This is a genomic window from Streptomyces sp. NPDC048825, assembly GCF_043198355.1.
In the GTDB taxonomy this organism is placed as follows: Bacteria; Actinomycetota; Actinomycetes; order Streptomycetales; family Streptomycetaceae; genus Streptomyces; species Streptomyces xiangluensis.
The window spans coordinates 95,280-112,845 of sequence record NZ_JBICUR010000007.1 but is presented as its reverse complement, the minus strand read 5'-3'; the positions used below and the strand labels follow the sequence as shown (position 1 = coordinate 112,845).

The 17,566-nt window shown below is 68.8% G+C and carries 23 protein-coding genes and 3 pseudogenes; 16 read left to right on the top strand and 10 right to left on the bottom strand.

Translation table 11 applies throughout. The annotated features are described in order from the left end of the window. The first annotated feature begins 232 nt into the window (after positions 1 to 232). The 3 genes from ACGFNK_RS18950 (at position 233) to ACGFNK_RS18940 (ending at position 1,640) form a co-directional block, all read left to right on the top strand. Entirely contained in the window at positions 233 to 631 is a 399-nt protein-coding gene (locus tag ACGFNK_RS18950) for an inositol monophosphatase family protein (RefSeq protein WP_393417204.1), read from the top strand. After that, positions 595 to 1,122, top strand: a complete 528-nt coding sequence (locus tag ACGFNK_RS18945) for an IclR family transcriptional regulator (protein WP_393417202.1) — start codon at positions 595 to 597, stop codon at positions 1,120 to 1,122. The genes ACGFNK_RS18950 and ACGFNK_RS18945 overlap by 37 nt, the downstream gene beginning before the upstream one ends. 314 nt (positions 1,123 to 1,436) lie before the next feature. After that, positions 1,437 to 1,640 carry a cold-shock protein gene (locus tag ACGFNK_RS18940; protein ID WP_033318262.1) on the top strand — a complete coding sequence of 68 codons (204 nt, stop codon included), beginning with the start codon at positions 1,437 to 1,439 and terminating at the stop codon, positions 1,638 to 1,640. Between the two features lie 77 nt (positions 1,641 to 1,717). Here ACGFNK_RS18940 and ACGFNK_RS18935 read toward each other — a convergent pair. The 6 genes and pseudogenes from ACGFNK_RS18935 to ACGFNK_RS18910 form a co-directional block, all read right to left on the bottom strand. After that, positions 1,718 to 1,997, bottom strand: a pseudogene (locus ACGFNK_RS18935) (TniB family NTP-binding protein); the annotation flags it as partial. Positions 1,998 to 2,215: 218 nt separating this feature from the next. Further along, the gene (locus ACGFNK_RS18930) at positions 2,216 to 2,626 is read right to left on the bottom strand and encodes a nitroreductase/quinone reductase family protein (protein ID WP_393417199.1); all 411 of its coding nucleotides are present in this window, start codon (positions 2,624 to 2,626) and stop codon (positions 2,216 to 2,218) included. Then, positions 2,623 to 3,201 (bottom strand): dihydrofolate reductase family protein, encoded by a 579-nt coding sequence (locus tag ACGFNK_RS18925; protein ID WP_393417197.1) that lies wholly within the window; start codon positions 3,199 to 3,201, stop codon positions 2,623 to 2,625. Before ACGFNK_RS18925 ends, ACGFNK_RS18930 begins: the two co-directional genes overlap by 4 nt. Before the next feature lie 81 nt (positions 3,202 to 3,282). Next, positions 3,283 to 4,530: an RNA polymerase sigma factor gene (locus tag ACGFNK_RS18920; protein WP_393417195.1), complete on the bottom strand. Its 1,248-nt coding sequence runs from the start codon at positions 4,528 to 4,530 to the stop codon at positions 3,283 to 3,285. Further along, the gene (locus ACGFNK_RS18915; RefSeq protein WP_393417680.1) at positions 4,527 to 4,859 is read right to left on the bottom strand and encodes a YciI family protein; all 333 of its coding nucleotides are present in this window, start codon (positions 4,857 to 4,859) and stop codon (positions 4,527 to 4,529) included. Before ACGFNK_RS18915 ends, ACGFNK_RS18920 begins: the two co-directional genes overlap by 4 nt. Positions 4,860 to 4,864: 5 nt before the next feature. Then, a complete protein-coding gene (locus tag ACGFNK_RS18910; RefSeq protein ID WP_393417678.1) occupies positions 4,865 to 5,110 on the bottom strand; it encodes an FAD-binding domain-containing protein in 246 nt (81 codons plus the stop codon). Positions 5,111 to 5,236: 126 nt separating this feature from the next. On the opposite strand from ACGFNK_RS18910, the gene ACGFNK_RS18905 reads away from it, so the two are divergent. The 6 genes from ACGFNK_RS18905 (at position 5,237) to ACGFNK_RS18880 (ending at position 8,647) form a co-directional block, all read left to right on the top strand. After that, positions 5,237 to 5,461 (top strand): hypothetical protein, encoded by a 225-nt coding sequence (locus ACGFNK_RS18905; RefSeq protein ID WP_393417194.1) that lies wholly within the window; start codon positions 5,237 to 5,239, stop codon positions 5,459 to 5,461. A 501-nt stretch (positions 5,462 to 5,962) separates the two neighbouring features. Then, positions 5,963 to 6,325 carry an ArsR/SmtB family transcription factor gene (locus tag ACGFNK_RS18900; protein WP_393417192.1) on the top strand — a complete coding sequence of 121 codons (363 nt, stop codon included), beginning with the start codon at positions 5,963 to 5,965 and terminating at the stop codon, positions 6,323 to 6,325. After that, a complete protein-coding gene (locus tag ACGFNK_RS18895) occupies positions 6,322 to 6,855 on the top strand; it encodes an SRPBCC family protein (protein ID WP_393417190.1) in 534 nt (177 codons plus the stop codon). Before ACGFNK_RS18900 ends, ACGFNK_RS18895 begins: the two co-directional genes overlap by 4 nt. Positions 6,856 to 6,857: 2 nt before the next feature. Continuing rightward, the gene (locus tag ACGFNK_RS18890) at positions 6,858 to 7,415 is read left to right on the top strand and encodes a TIGR03086 family metal-binding protein (RefSeq protein WP_393417188.1); all 558 of its coding nucleotides are present in this window, start codon (positions 6,858 to 6,860) and stop codon (positions 7,413 to 7,415) included. 122 nt (positions 7,416 to 7,537) lie between these two features. Further along, positions 7,538 to 7,891, top strand: coding sequence for a hypothetical protein (locus ACGFNK_RS18885; protein WP_393417186.1), 354 nt, complete (start codon positions 7,538 to 7,540; stop codon positions 7,889 to 7,891). Between the two features lie 375 nt (positions 7,892 to 8,266). After that, on the top strand, positions 8,267 to 8,647 hold the full coding sequence (locus tag ACGFNK_RS18880) for a hypothetical protein (RefSeq protein ID WP_393417184.1): 381 nt from the start codon (positions 8,267 to 8,269) through the stop codon (positions 8,645 to 8,647). A gap of 231 nt (positions 8,648 to 8,878) precedes the next feature. On the opposite strand, the pseudogene ACGFNK_RS18875 reads toward ACGFNK_RS18880, so the two are convergent. Continuing rightward, a pseudogene (locus ACGFNK_RS18875) lies at positions 8,879 to 9,107 on the bottom strand (TetR/AcrR family transcriptional regulator); the annotation flags it as partial. Between the two features lie 169 nt (positions 9,108 to 9,276). Between ACGFNK_RS18875 and ACGFNK_RS18870 the strand changes: the two are divergent. From ACGFNK_RS18870 to ACGFNK_RS18840, 7 genes are all read left to right on the top strand, one after another. Continuing rightward, entirely contained in the window at positions 9,277 to 10,089 is an 813-nt protein-coding gene (locus ACGFNK_RS18870) for an oxidoreductase (RefSeq protein WP_393417182.1), read from the top strand. Between the two features lie 51 nt (positions 10,090 to 10,140). Beyond that, positions 10,141 to 10,659, top strand: a complete 519-nt coding sequence (locus tag ACGFNK_RS18865; protein ID WP_393417180.1) for a nuclear transport factor 2 family protein — start codon at positions 10,141 to 10,143, stop codon at positions 10,657 to 10,659. A gap of 200 nt (positions 10,660 to 10,859) precedes the next feature. After that, the gene (locus ACGFNK_RS18860) at positions 10,860 to 12,017 is read left to right on the top strand and encodes an L-dopachrome tautomerase-related protein (RefSeq protein ID WP_393417178.1); all 1,158 of its coding nucleotides are present in this window, start codon (positions 10,860 to 10,862) and stop codon (positions 12,015 to 12,017) included. 534 nt (positions 12,018 to 12,551) lie between these two features. Continuing rightward, positions 12,552 to 13,247 carry a DUF899 domain-containing protein gene (locus ACGFNK_RS18855; protein WP_393417176.1) on the top strand — a complete coding sequence of 232 codons (696 nt, stop codon included), beginning with the start codon at positions 12,552 to 12,554 and terminating at the stop codon, positions 13,245 to 13,247. A 448-nt stretch (positions 13,248 to 13,695) separates the two neighbouring features. Then, entirely contained in the window at positions 13,696 to 13,908 is a 213-nt protein-coding gene (locus ACGFNK_RS18850) for a hypothetical protein (RefSeq protein ID WP_393417174.1), read from the top strand. Beyond that, a complete protein-coding gene (locus ACGFNK_RS18845) occupies positions 13,896 to 14,840 on the top strand; it encodes a hypothetical protein (RefSeq protein ID WP_393417173.1) in 945 nt (314 codons plus the stop codon). Before ACGFNK_RS18850 ends, ACGFNK_RS18845 begins: the two co-directional genes overlap by 13 nt. Positions 14,841 to 14,874: 34 nt before the next feature. Further along, positions 14,875 to 15,135 (top strand): hypothetical protein, encoded by a 261-nt coding sequence (locus ACGFNK_RS18840; protein ID WP_393417171.1) that lies wholly within the window; start codon positions 14,875 to 14,877, stop codon positions 15,133 to 15,135. Here the strand turns inward: ACGFNK_RS18840 and ACGFNK_RS18835 are convergent. The 3 genes and pseudogenes from ACGFNK_RS18835 to ACGFNK_RS18825 all read right to left on the bottom strand — a co-directional run. Further along, a pseudogene (locus tag ACGFNK_RS18835) lies at positions 15,116 to 15,303 on the bottom strand (IS1380 family transposase); the annotation flags it as partial. The gene ACGFNK_RS18840 and the pseudogene ACGFNK_RS18835 overlap by 20 nt on opposite strands. Positions 15,304 to 15,454: 151 nt before the next feature. Next, complete coding sequence (locus ACGFNK_RS18830; protein WP_393417169.1) at positions 15,455 to 16,102, bottom strand: DedA family protein; 648 nt, start codon at positions 16,100 to 16,102, stop codon at positions 15,455 to 15,457. Between the two features lie 62 nt (positions 16,103 to 16,164). Further along, complete coding sequence (locus ACGFNK_RS18825) at positions 16,165 to 17,487, bottom strand: hypothetical protein (RefSeq protein ID WP_393417167.1); 1,323 nt, start codon at positions 17,485 to 17,487, stop codon at positions 16,165 to 16,167. Positions 17,488 to 17,566 lie beyond the last annotated feature (79 nt).

The window sequence follows — 17,566 nt, the reverse complement described above, 5'->3', positions numbered from 1 at the left end:
GCTCGTCTTCAGACCCGTTATCGATCTTGATCGCGGCTGGCGTTCCTCGCACATCGGCGACTTCTGCCGTATAGGCCGGGCCGCAGCCTGGTGGTAGTCGCTCGATGACCATGGCTACGGCGGTGTGTGCGCTGTCGAGCGCCACACGGTCGACCAGCCGAGCAGCCAAGAGCCTCAACAGCGGACCGCGGTGGGAAGGGCAGCCTCGTGACGAACCCGGCAGACCTGGAACTTGGCCCACCGCCTCGCCGACCAGGCGGATGCCATCGCGCGAAGCTACTTCTCGACCGCCGCGATCGGAGCCCGGACCAAGAGCGACGGGAGCCCGGTCACTGACGCTGACCGGGAGATCGAAATCGCCCTTCGCTCCTTGATCCGCCAGGAGTATCCCGACGACGCGTTCATCGGTGAGGCGTTCGGCGCCCATGGGCACGGCAGACGGCGCTGGATCATCGACGCCATCGACGGCACCGCGAGCTTCCTCGCCGGCGAACCGGAGTGGAGCACACTGATCGCTGTCGAGGAGGACGGCCGCGTCAGCGCACGCTGGCCCAGCCGTTTCTCGAGGATCTCTACACCGCACTCCACCGGCACGTGCAGCTGGCCGTCCTGGAAGGCCAGGAAGCGGTGATCATCGAGAGACTGTCCGCGCCGGAGGCACCCGAGCTCGTCTCCCAGGTTGGTGGGCGGCTTCCACTGCACTGCACGGGTGTGGGCAAGGTGCTGCTCAGCCACGGCGGCGCGGAGCTGATCGAGACCGTGCTGTCGGGCGAGCTCCGGGAGTACTTGCCGCGAAGCATCGTGGCACCGGAGGTGCTGCGTAAGGAGATCGCCGACTGCCGTCACACCGGAACGGCCACGGTGCGAGAGGAGTTGACCCCCGGTACCGACTCGGTGGCCACGCGCATCGTGAACGGCGAAGGCCGCGTCGTAGCGGCCCTGTCCGTGGTCGTGCGCACTGACTCGGTGAAGCACCAGGCGGTGCTTCCGTCCGTGATCGCGAGTGGTCTCGGCATGTCCCGCTCCTCGGCTGGCGCCCTGGCGTCAAAGTCGGCCACAGCTGATCACTTATCCGCCGAGGAGGCAGGGAGAGCGTCGCATTGCCGGTCGAGCTGCGCGTGAGGACGGCGCCCACACCTGCACGTGGCTCCTGGGTGTGCCCGGCAGCGCGGAGCCGGTCGTGGTGAGAGGGAACCAACAGGCGGACCCGCCGTTTCTCACGCGACAGCCGGAGAAAGCGCAGCGATCCACGGCCGCGTCGATAGCGGCTGCCGACCGCGCGGTGTAGCGTCGGTATTCAGCTGTCGTGGTTCCGAAGTCCCGTTCGCCCGTGATCACGATCATGGGCGTTCTTGCTGTTCAGCGCCTCTCCGGACCAGGGCACTCACCTCCCGGTCTGCATGGTGCAAGCCCGGGGTTCCTCGAAGGAGCAGGCCATGGCCAAGGGCACCGTGAAGTGGTTCAACAGCGAAAAGGGGTTCGGCTTCATCGAACAGGAGGGCGGCGGGCCCGACGTCTTCGCCCACTACTCCAACATTGCCGCTCAGGGCTTCCGCGAGCTTCAGGAGGGGCAGAAAGTTGAGTTCGACGTCGTGCAGGGCCAGAAGGGCCCGCAGGCGGAGAACATCCGCCCGGCGTGACAACAGCGCCCCGCAGGACCAGATGGAAGGCCGGCGCAGGGGCACCTGCCAGGTGAGATCACCGTCTCAGCTCAGGTCTTTGAGCAGTCGGCTGCATCCGCGCCGCTGGAGGTGCGCGGGTTGAGCCAGTGGATCTCGTCGATCAACACCAGCTTCACCGCGGCCGCGGTGTAGGTGTGGCATACGGCGGTCGTGATCTGTGCGGTGGTCATGCGGGTGGTGACGGGAATGCCGAGGCAGCGGTCGAACCCCCGGCCAGCGTCTTGGCCGTGGCACCCGGCTGCACCAGCACATAGGCAACGGGCACACTGTCGTCGCCGGGTGCGCACGGCGAGTGTGGGCCAGGTCGCAGGTCCGGTCGGCCTCAGCGTTTGTTCCGTAGTCGGTGCTGATCACTCCCTACGCTCACGGAGATCGTTTCCCAACACTGGAGGCACACGCCTGTCGCCGTACCTGGGCGGTGGTTAGCTGTGTTTTACCGTCACCATCGACGGCGGCATGGCCGCCCAGACCCAGGCCATGATCGGGCCGTCCCCCGCCGAGCGGGGTGCGGCCCGATCAGCACCACAGTGTTCTCATGGCACCCGGTTCAGGATCAACACCGGAATCCGGCGCGCGGTCTTGGCTTGGTACGTGCCGGCCGTGGGCGCTTCCGCGACCAGCTCGGGCCACAGGTCGGCGCGGGCGGCGTCGTCGAGTTCGGCGGCCTCTGCGAAGAAGGTCTCGGTGCCCGTCTCGACGGTGACTCGGGGATGGGCCTTGAGGTTGTGGTACCAGGTCGGATGGGTGGGCGAGCCCCCGTTCGAGGCGATGATGGCGATGCCGCCGTCCGGCCGAGGTGAGCAGGCCAGCGGCGTGACCCGCTCGATCCCCGACCGGACCCCGATGTGGTGCAGGAGGAGCATCGGCGTGCCCGACAGCGAGCCGCCGACGCGTCCCGCGTTCGCCCGGAACTCCTCGATGACCCTGGTGTTGAGGTCGTTCACCTGGTCGAACCGTAGGTGAGGCTCACCAGGCCGTCCGGCAACTGCTCGACTTTCAGGAGTTCCAGTCCGTGCCGCTGCTGTGTCCCCGAGAAGAGGGCCTTTCCCTTTCCGGCGATGAGCGGGTAGACGATGAGGCGGAGTTCGTCCACCAGCCCTGCGTCGATCAGGCCGGCGGTGATCTGGGCGCCGCCCATCAGGTAGATGTCCTTGCCGGGCTGTTCCTTGAGCGCGGCGATCTCGTCGAGGCCGCGCAGGAACGAGGTGTTCGGCCACTGCGCCGACTCCATGGTGCTCGACAGCACGTAGTGCGGGGTCCGCGCGGCGAAGCGTGCCCACTCCAGCTCACCCGGCGTGGGCGGCTGACCGGTGATCCAGTGAACCCCCTCGGGCTCGTTCTGAATCGCGGTCCAGTACGACTCGTAGCCTCCGTACATCCCCGCGCCGAGCAGGCACGCGTCCACCTGGGCGGTCAGCTCGTAGTCGTCGGACCAGGCCGCCACCCAGTCCGCGTGGCCGTCCGGGCCTTCCATCTTGCCGTCGACGGAGAGCTTCATCGCTGCGATGAGCTTGCGCATGGCACGCCTCCTGGCGTTCGTTGGTGGGTCGCCCCACCGACGAACGGGCGCCGGAGAAATCGACAGCCCACCGGAGAGACTTCAGCGGGCCCCGAGCTCGGCCAGCCGGCGGGAGAGGAAACGTCGCTCGCTGTCGGTGGTCGCCAGGTCCAGCGCCTGCCGGTAGGCCGCCACGGCCTCGTCGGTACAGTCCAGGCGGCGGAGCAGATCGGCCCGGGTGGCCGGCAACAGGTGATAGCCGGTCAGCGCCCCCGATGCCTGCAGCTCGTCGACGAGCTCGAGACCGGCCGCCGGGCCGCGGGTCATGGCGATGGCGATGGCCCGGTTGAGCCGTACCACCGGCGAGGGCAGCAGCTCGACCAGGCGCTCGTACAGCTCGGTGACCTGCTCCCAGTCGGTGTCGGCGGCGTCCGCGGCCGTGGCATGACAGGCGACGATGGCCGCCTGGACCTGATACGGCCCCGGCCGCCCGCGTCGGAGCGCCGTCTTCAGCAGCTCGACGCCTTCTGCGATTTTGCCGGTGTCCCAGAGGGTACGGTCCTGCTCCTCCAGGGTTACCAGGTCGCCCGCGTCGTCGAGGCGGGCGGCGCGCCGGGCGTCGTGCAGCAGCATCAGGGCCAAAAGCCCGGCGACCTCGCCGTCGTGCGGCAGGAGCCGGACGAGCAGCCGCGCCAGCCGTACGGCCTCGGCGGTCAGCGTCTGCCGCACCAGATCGGCGCCGGCGGTCGCGGCGTACCCCTCGTTGAACAGCAGGTAGAGCACACCGAGGACCCCGGTCGTACGTTCCTCGAGCAGGTGGGCCGGCGGGACCCGGTAGGGGATGCCCGCGTTGCGGATCTTGCGTTTGGCCCGGACCAGGCGTTGGGCCATCGTCGGTTCCGGCACCAGGAACGCCCGGGCGATCTCGGAGGTGTTCAGACCCGCCAAGGTCCGGAGCGTCAGCGCGACCCTGGCCTCCAAAGCCAGTGCCGGATGACAGCACGTGAAGATCAGCCGCAGCCGGTCGTCGGAGACTCCGCTGACCTCGACGTCCTCGGTGTCGGGTGCTGCGCCGCGCGAGGTCGCAGCCATCTCCCGCAGCTTCGCCGCGCCGACGGCGTCCCGGCGCAGTCGGTCGATGGCGCGGTTGCGCGCCGTGGTGGTGAGCCAGGCGCCTGGCCGGTCCGGGACGCCGTCGCGCGGCCACCGCTCCAGCGCCAGCGCGAAGGCGTCCTGCGCGCACTCCTCGGAGAGATCCCAGTCGCCGGTGAACCCGATCAGTGTCGCGACGATCTGCCCCCAGTCCTGGTGGAACGCCGCGGTGAGCGCCGCGTCGACCGATCCGGTCACCCTGCCCAGACCGGCCTGATCTCGATCACGCCGTGCGCGGCGAACGGGTGCCGGGCGGCGACCTCGATCGCCTGGTCGAGATTGGCGCAGTCGATCAGCGCGAAGCCGCCGATCTGCTCCTTGGCCTCCACGTACGGCCCGTCGCTGATCAGCACTTCCCCGTCCCGGGCCCGTACGCTCGTGGCATCGCCGCTCGGCCGCAGGCGCTCGCCGCCCAGCAGCGTCGCCCCGCTGCTCTGCATGTAGTCGATCCAGGCGACGTGGTCGGGGCGACTCGTGATCTCCCGCGGACCCTGCGGATCGGACTCGTCGTCGCAGATCACCAGCATGTACTTCACCGGACCGGCCGCCTTCCGCCTTGCGTCACCCGGCGAGCTTCCCAAAGGTGCTGACCCTGGGCAAGTGGTCGCCGGCTCGTCTTCCCGGAGTGTGGCCGGTAGGCGGCCAGCGGCGGTGGATGGCCGGCGATTGGGCCGTACTCCCACGGATTGTCGACGGCGGGGGCGGCGATGTGCCGGAGCTCGGGCACGTACGTGCGTACGTACTCGCCGTCGAGGTCGAAGCGGTGCGCCTGGCGCAGCCCCGGTCAGTTCGCGTAGTGGCAACGAGATGACGGCGGCGGCGCGGCAGGCCGGCACAGGACCAGACCGAGAGTGGGGCGAAGGTGGAGGGGATGGGATGTCCACCCTGACTGACTGACGCCGCTGTGCTGTGGCCCAAGCTGTTTCGCTGCCTGGCCGACCACCTCCAGCTCAGTGATGGTGACCCCGCACTCGTCGGCTTCCCCGACTACCTGGAGCAGCGGGACGATCGGCTGTTCATCCTCACCACCGGGCAGTGGACCGGACTGGACACTGTCGTCGACATCACCAACGGCAACACCGTACGGCTCACCCACGCACCCGAGGACCGCCTCTTCGACGAGAAGTAGCGAGCCTCCGGCCGGGGGCCGGTGCCCCGCCCCGGGCTGGGCCTGTCCGAGGCCGTCAGCGACCCGAGTGGCAGGTCCCTCAGGTCCCTGCGGTGCTGCGGTACGAGGAGGAGACGAGAAGGAGATCCAGCCTCACGCGCTATGAGTCATTCAGGATTTCACTTCGAGCCCTCGGAACACGGGCTCCGCGCATCTGCAGAACGGCCCGCCCGTTCCTGTGCCTTCGTCAGGTCACCCGGGCTCGCCGAGCGCCTCGAACTCGCTTGACTGAACTTGCAGTTCCGCAGAACTCCGAGTTCCGTCGCGCCGCGCCGCGTCGGCCGTACCTTCACGCCGATCGCAGCGACGACCAGGATTCCTTTGACGGTGCGGTAGGAGGGAGCGCCGGCCGCGATCGCCCTGGCACAGGCGGGTTCCCGCTGCTATTCAACCAATTGGTTGACAAGCCGGAACCCCGGCCGTAGGCTATTTAACCAATCGGTTGAATATGGGAGGTGCGAGGTGGCAGACGACCAGCTGTCGCTGGTGTTCTCCGCACTGGCCGACCCCACGCGGCGCGACATCGTGGCCCGGCTCGCCGCGGGGGACGCCACGGTCAACGACCTGGCCGAGCCGTACGACGTCACGGTGCAGGCCGTGTCCAAGCACATCAAGGTCCTGGAGGACGCAGGTCTGGTCAGTCGCAGCAGAGACGCCCAGCGGCGGCCCTGTCACCTCGAGGCAGAGGTCTTCGACCTGATGACGAAGTGGATCGAGCGTTATCGGCGCGAGGCGGAGGAGCGTTTCCGCCGTCTCGATGCCCTCCTTGAACAGATGGGCGAGCAGTCGGCGCCGGGTACCCAGGGGAAAGAGGCGGCATCATGAGCACCACCGACACGCACCACCGCAACGAGACGCGGATCCTGGCCGACCCGGATCTGCCCACAATCCTGATCATCCGGGAGTTCGACGCTCCGCCGGAGCGCGTGTTCCGGGCGTACACCGACCCCGAGCTGGTCGCCCAGTGGCTCGGCCCGCGTCGGCTCACGATGCGGATCGACCAGTACGACGCGCGCAGCGGTGGTTCCTATCGCTATGTGCATCGCGACGACGACGGAACCGAGTACGGCTTCCACGGTGTGTTCCACGAGGTGCGCCCCAACGAGCGCATCGTGCAGACCTTCACCTACGAGGGCTTTCCGGACGGCGTCAGCCTGGAGACGGCCGTCTTCGAGGACCTTGGTGGTCGCACCCGGGTCACCGGCAAGTCGCTCATGGACTCCGTCGAAGCCCGCGATTCGATGCTCAAGAGCGGCATGGATTACGGCGTCCGTGAAGGCTACGAGCGGCTTGACGAGCTGCTCGGCGGCCAACAGGGCAACAGCGCCGACCGACACACCGAGACGGGATCTTGATCATGGCGAGAACAGCAGCCGATGAGCACCGCACCGTGGCACGTGCATTCACCGACCTCGTACGCGGCACGGACTCAGAGGCGTGGGACAACCCGGCGCCGTGCGAGGGATGGGCGGCCCGGGACGTCGTCCGTCACCTCGTCGAGTGGTTCCCCGCCTTCCTGAAAGCCGGCGCCGGAGTCGAACTGCCGAAAGGGCCCTCGGTGGACGACGACCCGGTGGCCGCCTGGGCGACGCACCGCGATGGAGTGCAGGCCCTCCTCGACGATCCGGCCACCGCACACAAGCTGCTGTCGAACCCGCACATCGGTGAGATCCCACTGGACCAGGCGGTCGACCGGTTCTACACCGCCGATGTCTTCATGCACACCTGGGACCTGGCACGGGCCACCGGCCAGGACGAACACCTCGATCCCGCCAAATGCACCCAGTTGCTCGACGGGATGCTGCCGCTCGACGACGTGCTCCGCGCGAGCGGGCAGTACGGCCCGCGGGTCGAGGTGCCGGAGACAGCCGACGTCCAGACTCGCTTGCTCGCCTTCATCGGCCGCAAATCCTGACGAGCCGGAAGCACCGTCGGCGGATCGAACGAGAGGTGGCCGACACCTGTTGCGCAGCGCGCTGCTGCTGGAGTCCGCAGCACAGCAGGTAAAGCCCCTGGCTCCAGGACGGCGCTGCCCGAGTGCGCGACCCGCTGGGTACAGCCCAGCACGAGCAGGCCGGCCGCGATCTGCGGGACCTGTCCACCCTGGTGATCCTCGACTCGAGGGCCGCCGACCACATCGCCCTGCTGGCCCAGTCCTGCCGGGTCGAGCCTGTCGGCGCACTGATCTTCGCGTGCCTGCGGCACCTGGCCGACCGCGAGGGAGCCCAGTTCTGGTGGCAGTTCGCCGCCGGTGCCGACAGCAGCACGGCGGCGCCGTGCCTGTACCTGATGCACCTGCAACGCTGTGAACTCCGCGACGCCCAACACTGGGCGGGCCAGGCAGCCTGCCTGGCCCGCCTGGAGCACCACACCGCCAGCAGCGACCACTGAAAGCCGGCTTCGAACTGGCCGTACGACTGGGGACTGCGCAGCATCCTCCCCCTGACCTGCCTACTCACGTGGCACGCCGGTCACGGTGAGGACTGGCCCGCGCACCCGGGTCCTGCTGCCCGGCAGAGGCACGGCGGGCGCCCGGGACCGACGGGCGCTGCCGTCCCGGCACCCACCCATCAGGCACTTCCCTGCTCAGCCCTTCCCCTCAGAGGATCCGGGCTCATCCAGGTTCGGATGCAAGTTGGCGAGGTGACGGGCTGCCGTCTGGCGCCTCGTCGCAAAGAATCCGACTATTGGCTGCGAGGTGCCCGTGCCCGCGGCGGTGCCGGGACCCGATTGGGGCTGGCGCCGGGGGCGCCGGGAGGGGCGAGCATGGGCAGCTGGATCGTGATCGCGCAGTGCCACTACAACGGTGACTACCTCCAGACCGCGATCATCCGTGAGGTGAACGGTACGAAGGAGCAGGCGCTGGGGGAGCTCCGCGCCGTCGTCCATACCTATCGGCCGCGCACGAGGATCGTCGAGAAGTGGCGCCGGGTGTACCGCCTGGCTGACGGCGAGTCGTACTTCGTGTTGATCAAGGGGATGGCGACACTGTGGAACTGCACGCTGCAGATCGCGGAGTTGGTCTCGGACTCGGCCGACCAGAGTGAGGCCAGGAGCATGCAGGCAGAGGAGACCACGGCAGACCCGGCTGTCGAGCCGCAGGACCGGCCGCCTCGCTACTGGCACGACCCGGAAGCGTTCGGCTGATGGCCGGGCGGCGCATCGCGTGGTCGACTGACGATGCGACCGGCGACGCCGGAGTTTGGGGCGCACGGCCCTCGCTGGACATGCCGAACGCGCCTCCGCCGAGATGACCGTCCAAGCCCGGGCCGAAGCCTCCCCGCCGCCCGCCGCGACAACGCCGACGCCTGCCACCGCTACCTCACCGGCCACCTCGACCAGCTCCTCCGGCGGCCGCCATCGCGCCGCCGCCACGGCCATGGCGCTGGCCGCCCTCTCGCAAGCCTGGCGGGCGTCTTCCGTGCTCCGCGTCAAGGCGGCGACGACGATCGCCTTCTTGCCCGGGAAGAGTCGGAAGAGGTACGGCTGCGTGACACCGACGCACGCTTGGCAATCGCCTCGGCAGAGGTGCCGTAGTAGCCCTTGAGCGCGAACTCGGCGATCGCAGCGCGGGGATTGCGCCCTCGCGTCTCCCCTGCTTGCTCATCCGGCCCGTGCCGCCATGCCGGCGGGCGCCGGTCAGCTCCACCTGAAGCCGGCCGGTGACGCGGCCTGGGATCAGTTCCGTGCTTGAGCTTGTGCATTGGAAACCGATCGGTTTACAGTGAGGGCAAGGGGAAACCGACCGGTTTCCCGGATGATTTCGGGAGTGCATGATGACGACAAATCGGCCGGTGGCCCTCGTGACGGGCGCGTCCTCCGGCATCGGCAGGGAGGCCGCGCTCGCGCTGGTCGCGGCGGGTTTCGAGGTGGCCGGCACAGGCCGCGACACCTCACGCGTCACCCCGCTCCACGGTGTGACGTTCTTCGACCTCGACGTGGTCAGTGACAAGTCGGTCACCGCCGCGGTCCAGCAGGTGATCGAGCGGTTCGGGCGGATCGACGTCCTGGTCAACAACGCCGGCATCGGCTCGATAGGCGCGGCCGAGGAAACCTCCGTCGCGCAGGCCCAGGGCGTCTTCGACATCAACGTCTTCGGTGTCATGCGCATGGTAAAGGAGGTGCTGCCGCACATGCGCGCCCAGGGACGCGGGCGCATCATCAACCTCTCGTCCGTGCAGGGGTTCTTGCCCGCTCCCTACATGGCCGTCTACGGCGCGTCCAAGCATGCGATCGAGGGCTACTCCCAGGCCCTGGACCACGAGGTCCGGGAGTACGGCGTCCGCTCGCTGCTCGTCGAACCCGCCTACACCAGGACCGGTTTCGAGGCCAACAGCGCGAAGCCCGACACGCCCCTGCAGACCTACGCGGACCAGCGGCGCGTCTTCGATCGCCTGATGGCGGAGGCGATCAAGGACGGTGATGACCCCGCGGTGGTCGCCAAGGCGATCGTCACGGCAGCGACCGACGCGAAGCCGAAGCTGCGCTATGCCGCCGGACCCCTGGCCGGGCGCGCGCGCATGCTCCGCTTCGTTCCTGCCTGGGTCCTGGACAAGCAGGTCCGCACGATGAACAAGCTGGCCGGCTGACACCCCCGCCACCCGCAAACCCAATCGCGCCGCTGATACCGGGAGAGACCCATGTCCGAGACCCTGCACTCCGCCGCCGCTACCGTCGCGCGCTGGCGCTCCGCCGAGGAACGCGGTGATGTCGACGCCGCGGTCGCGTGCCTGAGCCCGGACGTCGTGCTCAGCTCGCCGCTCACCGACCAGTTCCCCTTCGAGGGATCTGACCAGCTGCGCGACTTCCTGACCGTGGCGTTCGCGGCGGTCAAGGACGTCCGGTACCACACCCAGACCGGCGAGGGCGACACGTACGCCCTGGTCTACCGGGCCCGGGTGGGTTCCCAGTCGTTCGAGGAGGTGCAGATGCTGCGGCTCGACGACCAAGCACGCATCACGGAGATCACGCTCTTCGGGCGTCCGATGCCGGCCCTCACCGCCCTGATGCACCTCATGGGTCCGGCGCTCGCTCGCCAGCAGGGCCGCCGGGGCCTTGCGACGCTCATGAGCGTCAGCACCGTACCCATTCACGCGATGGTCTCCTCGGGGGACCGCAGCATGGTCGCGAAGACCCGCCCGGCAGCCCGGCGGACCTGAGAGCACCAGGTCCACCGGCCGTTTGACCCCGTTCCCCTTCCAGGAGTTGGCGGTAGCCGCAGGCGATGTCCTCGGCGGACAGCGCTCCTGGTGGCGGCCTCCACCAGCCGCGGCAGTGTCCGGCCATTCCCACCACGCGCCGAGGTGCTGCGGCAACTCGCCGCGCCCTCCGGTGACTTGACCCAGCAGGAGACGGTCTCATGAAACGACGTACGTTCCTTACGGCGACCACCGCGTCGCTGGCCGCCACCCAACTCGCCGGACCCGCCTACGCCTCCGCATCCCCCTCCGGTTCAACAGCCGGTCACTACGAGGTCGTTGCCCGCTTCTGGGGCGCGATGCCGACGGGGGTCACCGTCTCGCGCCGCGGCCGCATCTTCGTCAACTTTCCCCGCTGGGGCGACGACGTCCCGTTCACCGTCGCCGAACTGCGGGGCGGGAAGCCGGTGGCCTACCCCGACGCCGAGGTGAACCGCGAGGACGCCTCCGACCTGGCCGGGCACTTCCAGTCGGTGCAGAGTGTCGTCGTCGACCCGGCCGACCGGCTGTGGATCCTCGACACCGGAAGCCCGCTGTTCGCCGGGTCCTCCTACGGCGGTCCGAAACTCGTGGCAGTCGACCTGCGCACCGACCGGATCGTACGGAAGATCCTCTTCCCAGCCGAAGTGGTGCCGGCGAACAGCTACCCCAACGACGTGCGCTTCGACCTGCGGCGCGGCGCCGAGGGCATGGCGTTCATCACCGACTCGGGCGGCTCGAACGGCGTGATCGTGGTCGACCTCGCCACGGGCCGCTCCTGGCGGCGACTGGCCGGGCATCCCTCGGCGCTCGCGGACAAGCAGTTCCTTCCGGTCATCGAGGGCGAGCCCTTCATGGTCCGCCCCGCCGGCGGCGAGCCCACGCCGTACGAGACCGGCTCCGACGGCATCGCTCTCAGCGCCGACGGCACGCGCCTCTACTACTGCCCGCTGTCCAGCCGCCGGCTGCACAGCGTGTCCACCGACGCCCTCGCCGACCCGGACGCCACGGACGCCGAGGTGGCGGCGACGGTCGAGGACCTCGGGTTCAAGCCGATGGCCGACGGCCTGGAGAGCGACGACAAGGGGCGGCTCTACGGCGGCGACCTGGAACACAACTCCCTCTGGCGCAGGAGCCCGAACGGCACCTACCGGACCCTCGCCCAGGGGCGCGACCTGCTCTGGATCGACACCCTGTCCGTCGCCTCGGACCGGCACCTGTACGCCATCGCCAACCAGCTCAACCGGCTGTCGCCCTTCCACGAGGGCAAGGACCTGCGCCGCAAGCCCTACCTCCTGGTCCGCCTGCCGATCGACGCCGGACCGGTCAGACTCGTGTGACCTCTGCGGCTCGCGTCAGGCGGCCGCCTGGCCGCTGTCCCATCACGTTCCCTTCAGAGGAGCCGCACCCAACTCGGTTCTGGTTCGATTCAGTCGTCGCTCAACGCCGTCACGCCGCCCCTGCTCGGCGTGGCGGCGCTAGTGCCCGGTGCCTTCGGCAACTGGAGGGCCGCGCTAGACGAAACATGATCAACATGGTGTGCGCGCCACCCGTATGGGACCGCTTCGCTCGCACCCTCACCGAGGCCCCTGCCGTCCTCATCGACGACCACACCGACTCATCGACGGCCACACCGCACGCTCGCACGATGCGTTCAACGTCATCGTGCACCGGGCGGAAGCAGTGTCGGCGCCAGCAGGAGCCCGCCGTCACCGCAGGTGACGCATGCCGCGCTCGGGACGCGACCGAAAGGCCTCAAGGCCTCGCTGACAGGAAGGAGTTGTCCGGACCCCAGCTGCGCCGATGAGTTCCGGGCCCCGGTGGGGTCTACCTCTGCACGAGCGAAAGCTGCACACGAGTTCTGTGAGGGGACCATGACCACCCACGCACTACCACCCGTCGTCGACGCCGCAACGTGGGAGCGCCAACTCGAGGCGCTGCGTGCCCGGGAGAAGGCCGCGACGCGGGAGCTCGACGCCATCGCCGCCGAGCGTCGTCGCCTGCCGATGGTCGAGATGCCCGACTACACCCTCGAGGGCGAGGACGGCCCCGTTCGGCTGGCGGACGTCTTCGAAGACAAGAGGCAACTGATCGTCTACAACCACATGTGGTTCGCCGGCAAGGAATGGCAGTGCCCGGGCTGCACGGGGTTCACCTCGCAGTACACCCGCCTGGAGTTCCTGGACAACTACGATGCGCGCTTCATCATCGTCACCCAGGGCCCGATCAAAGAGGCACTCGCCTACAAGCAGCGGGTCGGCAACCAGATGACGTGGTACTCGACTGCCAACAGCTCATTCGGGGCCGACGTCGGTGCACCGCCCGACGGAGGATTCGCGGTCAACGTCTTCCTGCGCGACGGCGACACCGTCTATCGCACCTGGCACACCAACGGCCGGGGCACCGAACAGCTCAGTCACACCTTCCCGCTGATCGACCTCCTGCCGTACGGACGGCAGGAGGAGTGGCAGGACTCGCCCGAGGGCTGGCCTCAGTCGCCCACCTACAGCCGGTGGGCGACGTCCAAAGGCATCGCTGCGCTCTATGGCTCGGGCTCTGGCGGCGGCTGAGCGACCTGCATCGCGGGGCACGGTGTCGCCACCCTCCTCGTCCTGCGCCTGGTCTCCCAGTCCGGGCGCGGGTCCACCAAGGTTGGCGACACCTGCACGCCCGTCGGTGGCGGACTCCGTGGTGGAGGTCGTGGCGGGCGTGGTGACGGCAACCCGGCTGCGCAACTCGTCAAACAGAAACCGCGCGAGCAGCGAAGCCACCCCGCCTCAATCGCCAACAACCGCGAACGGTCACAGCTCGGACCAGTGACGGCATGCACCCCCGCTCGTGATCTCCTTCCGCGCCGAGCGCGCCACGCTGGAACCGGACGAACTGTCCGAGACGCCCACGCGGCTGCTGACCGACCTGTAGCGCCAGGTCCGCCCTCATGCCCGGGCCTCGGAAGCGAGACCAGAAACAGGGCCCGGCCGGGATGCGCGGTTATCCGGCGCGGGTGAGGCTGGTGCCATGTCCGAGCGCCGCGTGATCGTCTACCCGCCGTCGGAGACTGGCGGCCGCAGGGTGCGCATCGACGATCGGGTCCTGGGCACCGCGTACAGCCTCCACGACCTCACCGTGTTCCTGCAGAACGCCGGCCTGACCGGCTGGGACGAACTGGATGTCGCCGAGTCGGGGTTGATCGAGTGGCATGAAGGCGGGCCGGAGGTGTGGGAACCCTGAACACGCGCAAGGCCCTCCGGGGCGGCACGGAGCAGGATGTGGAGGCCGTTCTCGACGAGCTCTACACCACGCCGCCCTACGCCTTCGTGGCCCGTCGTGAGGAGCTGGCGGCCGCGGCCAAGGCGGCCGGCCGCGTGGAGGATGCCCGCCGGATCCATGCCGCCCGCCGCCCCACACTCGCGGCCTGGGCCGCGAACCTGCTGCTGCGCTCTCAGCCGGAGGAGAGCCAGCGGTTCCTGGAGCTGGGGCGGGCGTTGCGCGAGGCGTACGACAGCCTGGACAGCAGCGGGATCAAAGAGCTGTCCGCCCAGCGCCGGCGCGTCGTCTTCGCCTTGTCCCAGCAGGCCGGGCAGCTTGCTGAGGAGGCCGGGCACCAGCTGTCGGACACGGTGCAGCAAGACGTCGAATCCACACTGCGCGCCGTGCTCGCCGACCCGGACGCGGCCGACCGATGGGCCACCGGCCGCCTGGAAGGCGCCCTCACCCCCTCATCGGAGTTTCCCTCCGGCCCCGCCCCGGCGGCCCGAATTCCGCGGAAGCCGAGCGGGCAGGCGGCCCCGCCGCCATCGGCCCGGACGCGGACGAAGGAGGACGAACTCGCCGAACGGCGCCGCCATAGGCAGGAACGGCTCGATCAGGCCCGCAGAGCAGCCGAGGAGGCCGCGCAGCGGCTGCGCGACATGCGCGCCGAACAAACCGACGCCGATACGGAACTGCAGCGGGCACGCGACCGCCATGCCCAGGCCCAGCAGCAGGTGTCCGCTGCCGAGCAGCAACTGCAAGAGGCGCGGCAGGAGCTCCAGCGAGCCGACCACGAACGACAGGATGCCGAGGAACGAAGCCACGCGGCCGCCGACGCGCGCACCCGGGCCGAGCAAGAGGCACGCCATGCTGCGCAGGAGGTGAAACGCCTGACCGCACGCAGCAGGTAGGCGGCACCCCGGATACCGGTGCAACCCGGACCGGATGACCCCGGCCGAAGAGGCGGCCGCCGACCTCGCCGCCACCGGTGCCAGCGCCAGCATGCACCCGGTCCATCAGGCCCGCGTCTATCTGGAGCGTGGCGGCGCGCTGACCGCCGCCGTCGTACGCGGCACGGCCCATCAGCCCCGGGTACGGCTCGGCGAACTCGCCAAGTACCTGCAGCGGCCGCCGATGCGAAGGGGGTGGCCTTCGGCGCGCTGGAGTACGAGACCGGCATGGTTTTTCGTTCGAGGGCGGCTGTGATCTCGCCTGTCCAGGGCCAGTGGGGGGTGAAGCGGAGGATGCGGCGCGGCCGGTGGTGACGAGCTGGGCGGCCGCGGAAAAGCGACGGAACCGCAGTCGGCGGGGTTCCCAGAACCGGGCTGTGCCAGTCAGGGCGAGCAGGGGCATCCAGGCCAGCAGGTCGAGTGCCGGGTGCGGGCTGGTGGCGGCGCGGGGTGCGTCGGGGTGGGCCAGGTTGATGGCCAGGTAGCAGGTGGCTTTCTCCGGCAGGGTGGCCGGATCGGCCCGGTCAGGTACTCGCGAACCCCCGCCGCTGCGCGAGGCTGACGAAGAGGTACCGCTACTGGACATGGCCCTGGCTTCGTCTCTGTTCGCGTATCCGGACCGCCCCGAACACGACGATTGCCAGTGCGACGACTGCGATGACCACCTTCTGGAAGATGCCCGCGTACTCGTCGACGTCCTGCCAGTTGGCGCCCAGCTGGTAGCCGGCCACGACGAAGCCCGCGTTCCAGATCAGGCTGCCGAGCGTGGTCAGGGACAGGAACCGCAGCATGGGCATCCGTTCGGCGCCTGCCGGCAGCGAGATGAGGCTGCGGAACAGGGGCACCATCCGGCCGAAGAACACCGCCTTCGTGCCGTGTTCGAGGAACCAGCGTTCGGTGCGGTCGAAGTCTGACGGCTTCATCAGTGGCGCGCGGATGATCAGGGAGCGGACGCGGTCGCGGCCGAGCCACGCGCCCAGCCAGTAGGTGAGCAGGGCACCGGCGACGGAGCCGAGGGTGGTCCAGAACAGCGCCATGAACAGGCTCATGGTGCCCTGGCTCGCGGCAAAACCGGCCAGGGGCAGCACCAGTTCGCTCGGCATCGGCGGGAAGACGTTGTCGATGCCGACGAGGAGCGCCGCGCCCGGTCCGCCCAGCTCGTCCATGATGTCCACCATCAGGCCGGCGAGGCCTCCTGGCTGCTCGGCGGCTGCCACGTACATGTTCTGACTCCCTCGGGTTGGCTGTGGAATTCCGCAGTGAAACCTGGTGGATTACCGCGTACTCAGCGCATCGTGAATGGGTGTTTTCTGTGCTCCAGGGGGGAGTCTCGCCGGAACTCGCGGAATGCCGTCCACACCACGGACACGACCGCGATCGCCATGAGCACAGCGAGGACCCGGAACTCCAGGGTGGGCGCGTACTGGTCCGACATCGCGCCCGGCATACCGCCCGACATGTCCCCGGGCTCCGAGTGCCCACCGGGTACGGGAAGGCCGGGCCCTCCTGGCAGGTCTCCCGGAGGCATCGAATCCGCTGCCGGGAACAGCACGTGGAGATAGGCGCGGAAGGAGGCCACCTGTACGAGGACAGGCACGTACCAGAGGCGGCGCGGCAGGTAGAACGCCGCGATCACGGTGAGTACCTCGGCCAGGTAGAAGTAGCGCTCGTGCATCGACGGCAGGAGGAATGGCACCAGGACAGCCGAAGTTGCTCCCATCAGCACGACTTTCGCAGTCGTAAGGCGCACTCGGCTGAGCCGTACGCCGAGGCACAGCCCGAGAATCACCAGTCCGGTCACCGCGATACCGATGGGCCGGATCACCTCCGCGTCGGCGCTCGCCGGGAGGAACTGGTAGATCGACGGCGCGAGCATCGACAGCGCCGGATACGCGCTCGTCTGGTCCGCATACACCGACAGCAAGCGCCCTATGGGCGCTCCGACCAGCAACGCCGGCACGTCAAGGAGCAGGACGAGCCCGGGGACGGCCAGCAGTACCCGCCACGGGATCCACCTTTTCCATGCGAGGACCAGCAGCAGCGGGAACAGGAAGACTGCCTGCAATTTGAAGGCCAGCGACAGGCCGAAGAAGACGCCGGCCGGCCACGGCCGCCTGCGCAGGAGGAAGTACACGCCGCCGAGGCCGAACGCGGCGTAGATGGAGTCGGCCTGCCCCCACATCCCGCTGTTGGTCGCCACGGTGGGGAGGAACAACACCATGAGGGCAGCCAGTGCCGGCAGCCTGCGGCCGGTGTGGCGCAGTGCGACGATGCGGTAGGTGAAGTACGCCAGTAGCAGGTCGAACGCCACCGAGATGATCTTGATCCCGGTGAGTGCGGGTATCGGCAGATAGGTCAATGCCGCTATCAGGTACAGATAAGGGACGTTGTAATCGGCGAAGCTGTACTTGAGAGCTCCGAATCCACCGTGTGTGGAAATGAATTCGTACCAGCCCTTGACGAAGAATTTGTAGTCGGTGGACTCGTGGTCGAACATGGCGACCCTGGCCACGACCGCGAGCACGACCGCTGTAACCACCAGTCCCACTCGGCGGGATGTTCGCGTCTGCTTCTCGTCGATGTCGACGGATTCCGATGTTCCTGACACGCCGCGACCGTAGGGCGCGTTTGTGCGAGTTACCTGGGAGCCGAACTCGCAGATTCCCAGGCTTCTTTCAGGTTCCGTC

Bases quoted from the DNA above. Each gene is read 5' to 3' on its own strand.
- ACGFNK_RS18940 (WP_033318262.1), top strand. From the start codon at position 1,437: ATGGCCAAGGGCACCGTGAAGTGGTTCAACAGCGAAAAGGGGTTCGGC.
- ACGFNK_RS18925 (WP_393417197.1), bottom strand. From the start codon at position 3,201: ATGCGCAAGCTCATCGCAGCGATGAAGCTCTCCGTCGACGGCAAGATG.
- ACGFNK_RS18915 (WP_393417680.1), bottom strand. From the start codon at position 4,859: ATGCTGGTGATCTGCGACGACGAGTCCGATCCGCAGGGTCCGCGGGAG.
- ACGFNK_RS18895 (WP_393417190.1), top strand. From the start codon at position 6,322: ATGAGCACCACCGACACGCACCACCGCAACGAGACGCGGATCCTGGCC.
- ACGFNK_RS18890 (WP_393417188.1), top strand. From the start codon at position 6,858: ATGGCGAGAACAGCAGCCGATGAGCACCGCACCGTGGCACGTGCATTC.
- ACGFNK_RS18880 (WP_393417184.1), top strand. From the start codon at position 8,267: ATGGGCAGCTGGATCGTGATCGCGCAGTGCCACTACAACGGTGACTAC.
- ACGFNK_RS18870 (WP_393417182.1), top strand. From the start codon at position 9,277: ATGACGACAAATCGGCCGGTGGCCCTCGTGACGGGCGCGTCCTCCGGC.
- ACGFNK_RS18865 (WP_393417180.1), top strand. From the start codon at position 10,141: ATGTCCGAGACCCTGCACTCCGCCGCCGCTACCGTCGCGCGCTGGCGC.
- ACGFNK_RS18860 (WP_393417178.1), top strand. From the start codon at position 10,860: ATGAAACGACGTACGTTCCTTACGGCGACCACCGCGTCGCTGGCCGCC.
- ACGFNK_RS18855 (WP_393417176.1), top strand. From the start codon at position 12,552: ATGACCACCCACGCACTACCACCCGTCGTCGACGCCGCAACGTGGGAG.
- ACGFNK_RS18850 (WP_393417174.1), top strand. From the start codon at position 13,696: ATGTCCGAGCGCCGCGTGATCGTCTACCCGCCGTCGGAGACTGGCGGC.
- ACGFNK_RS18840 (WP_393417171.1), top strand. From the start codon at position 14,875: ATGACCCCGGCCGAAGAGGCGGCCGCCGACCTCGCCGCCACCGGTGCC.
- ACGFNK_RS18830 (WP_393417169.1), bottom strand. From the start codon at position 16,102: ATGTACGTGGCAGCCGCCGAGCAGCCAGGAGGCCTCGCCGGCCTGATG.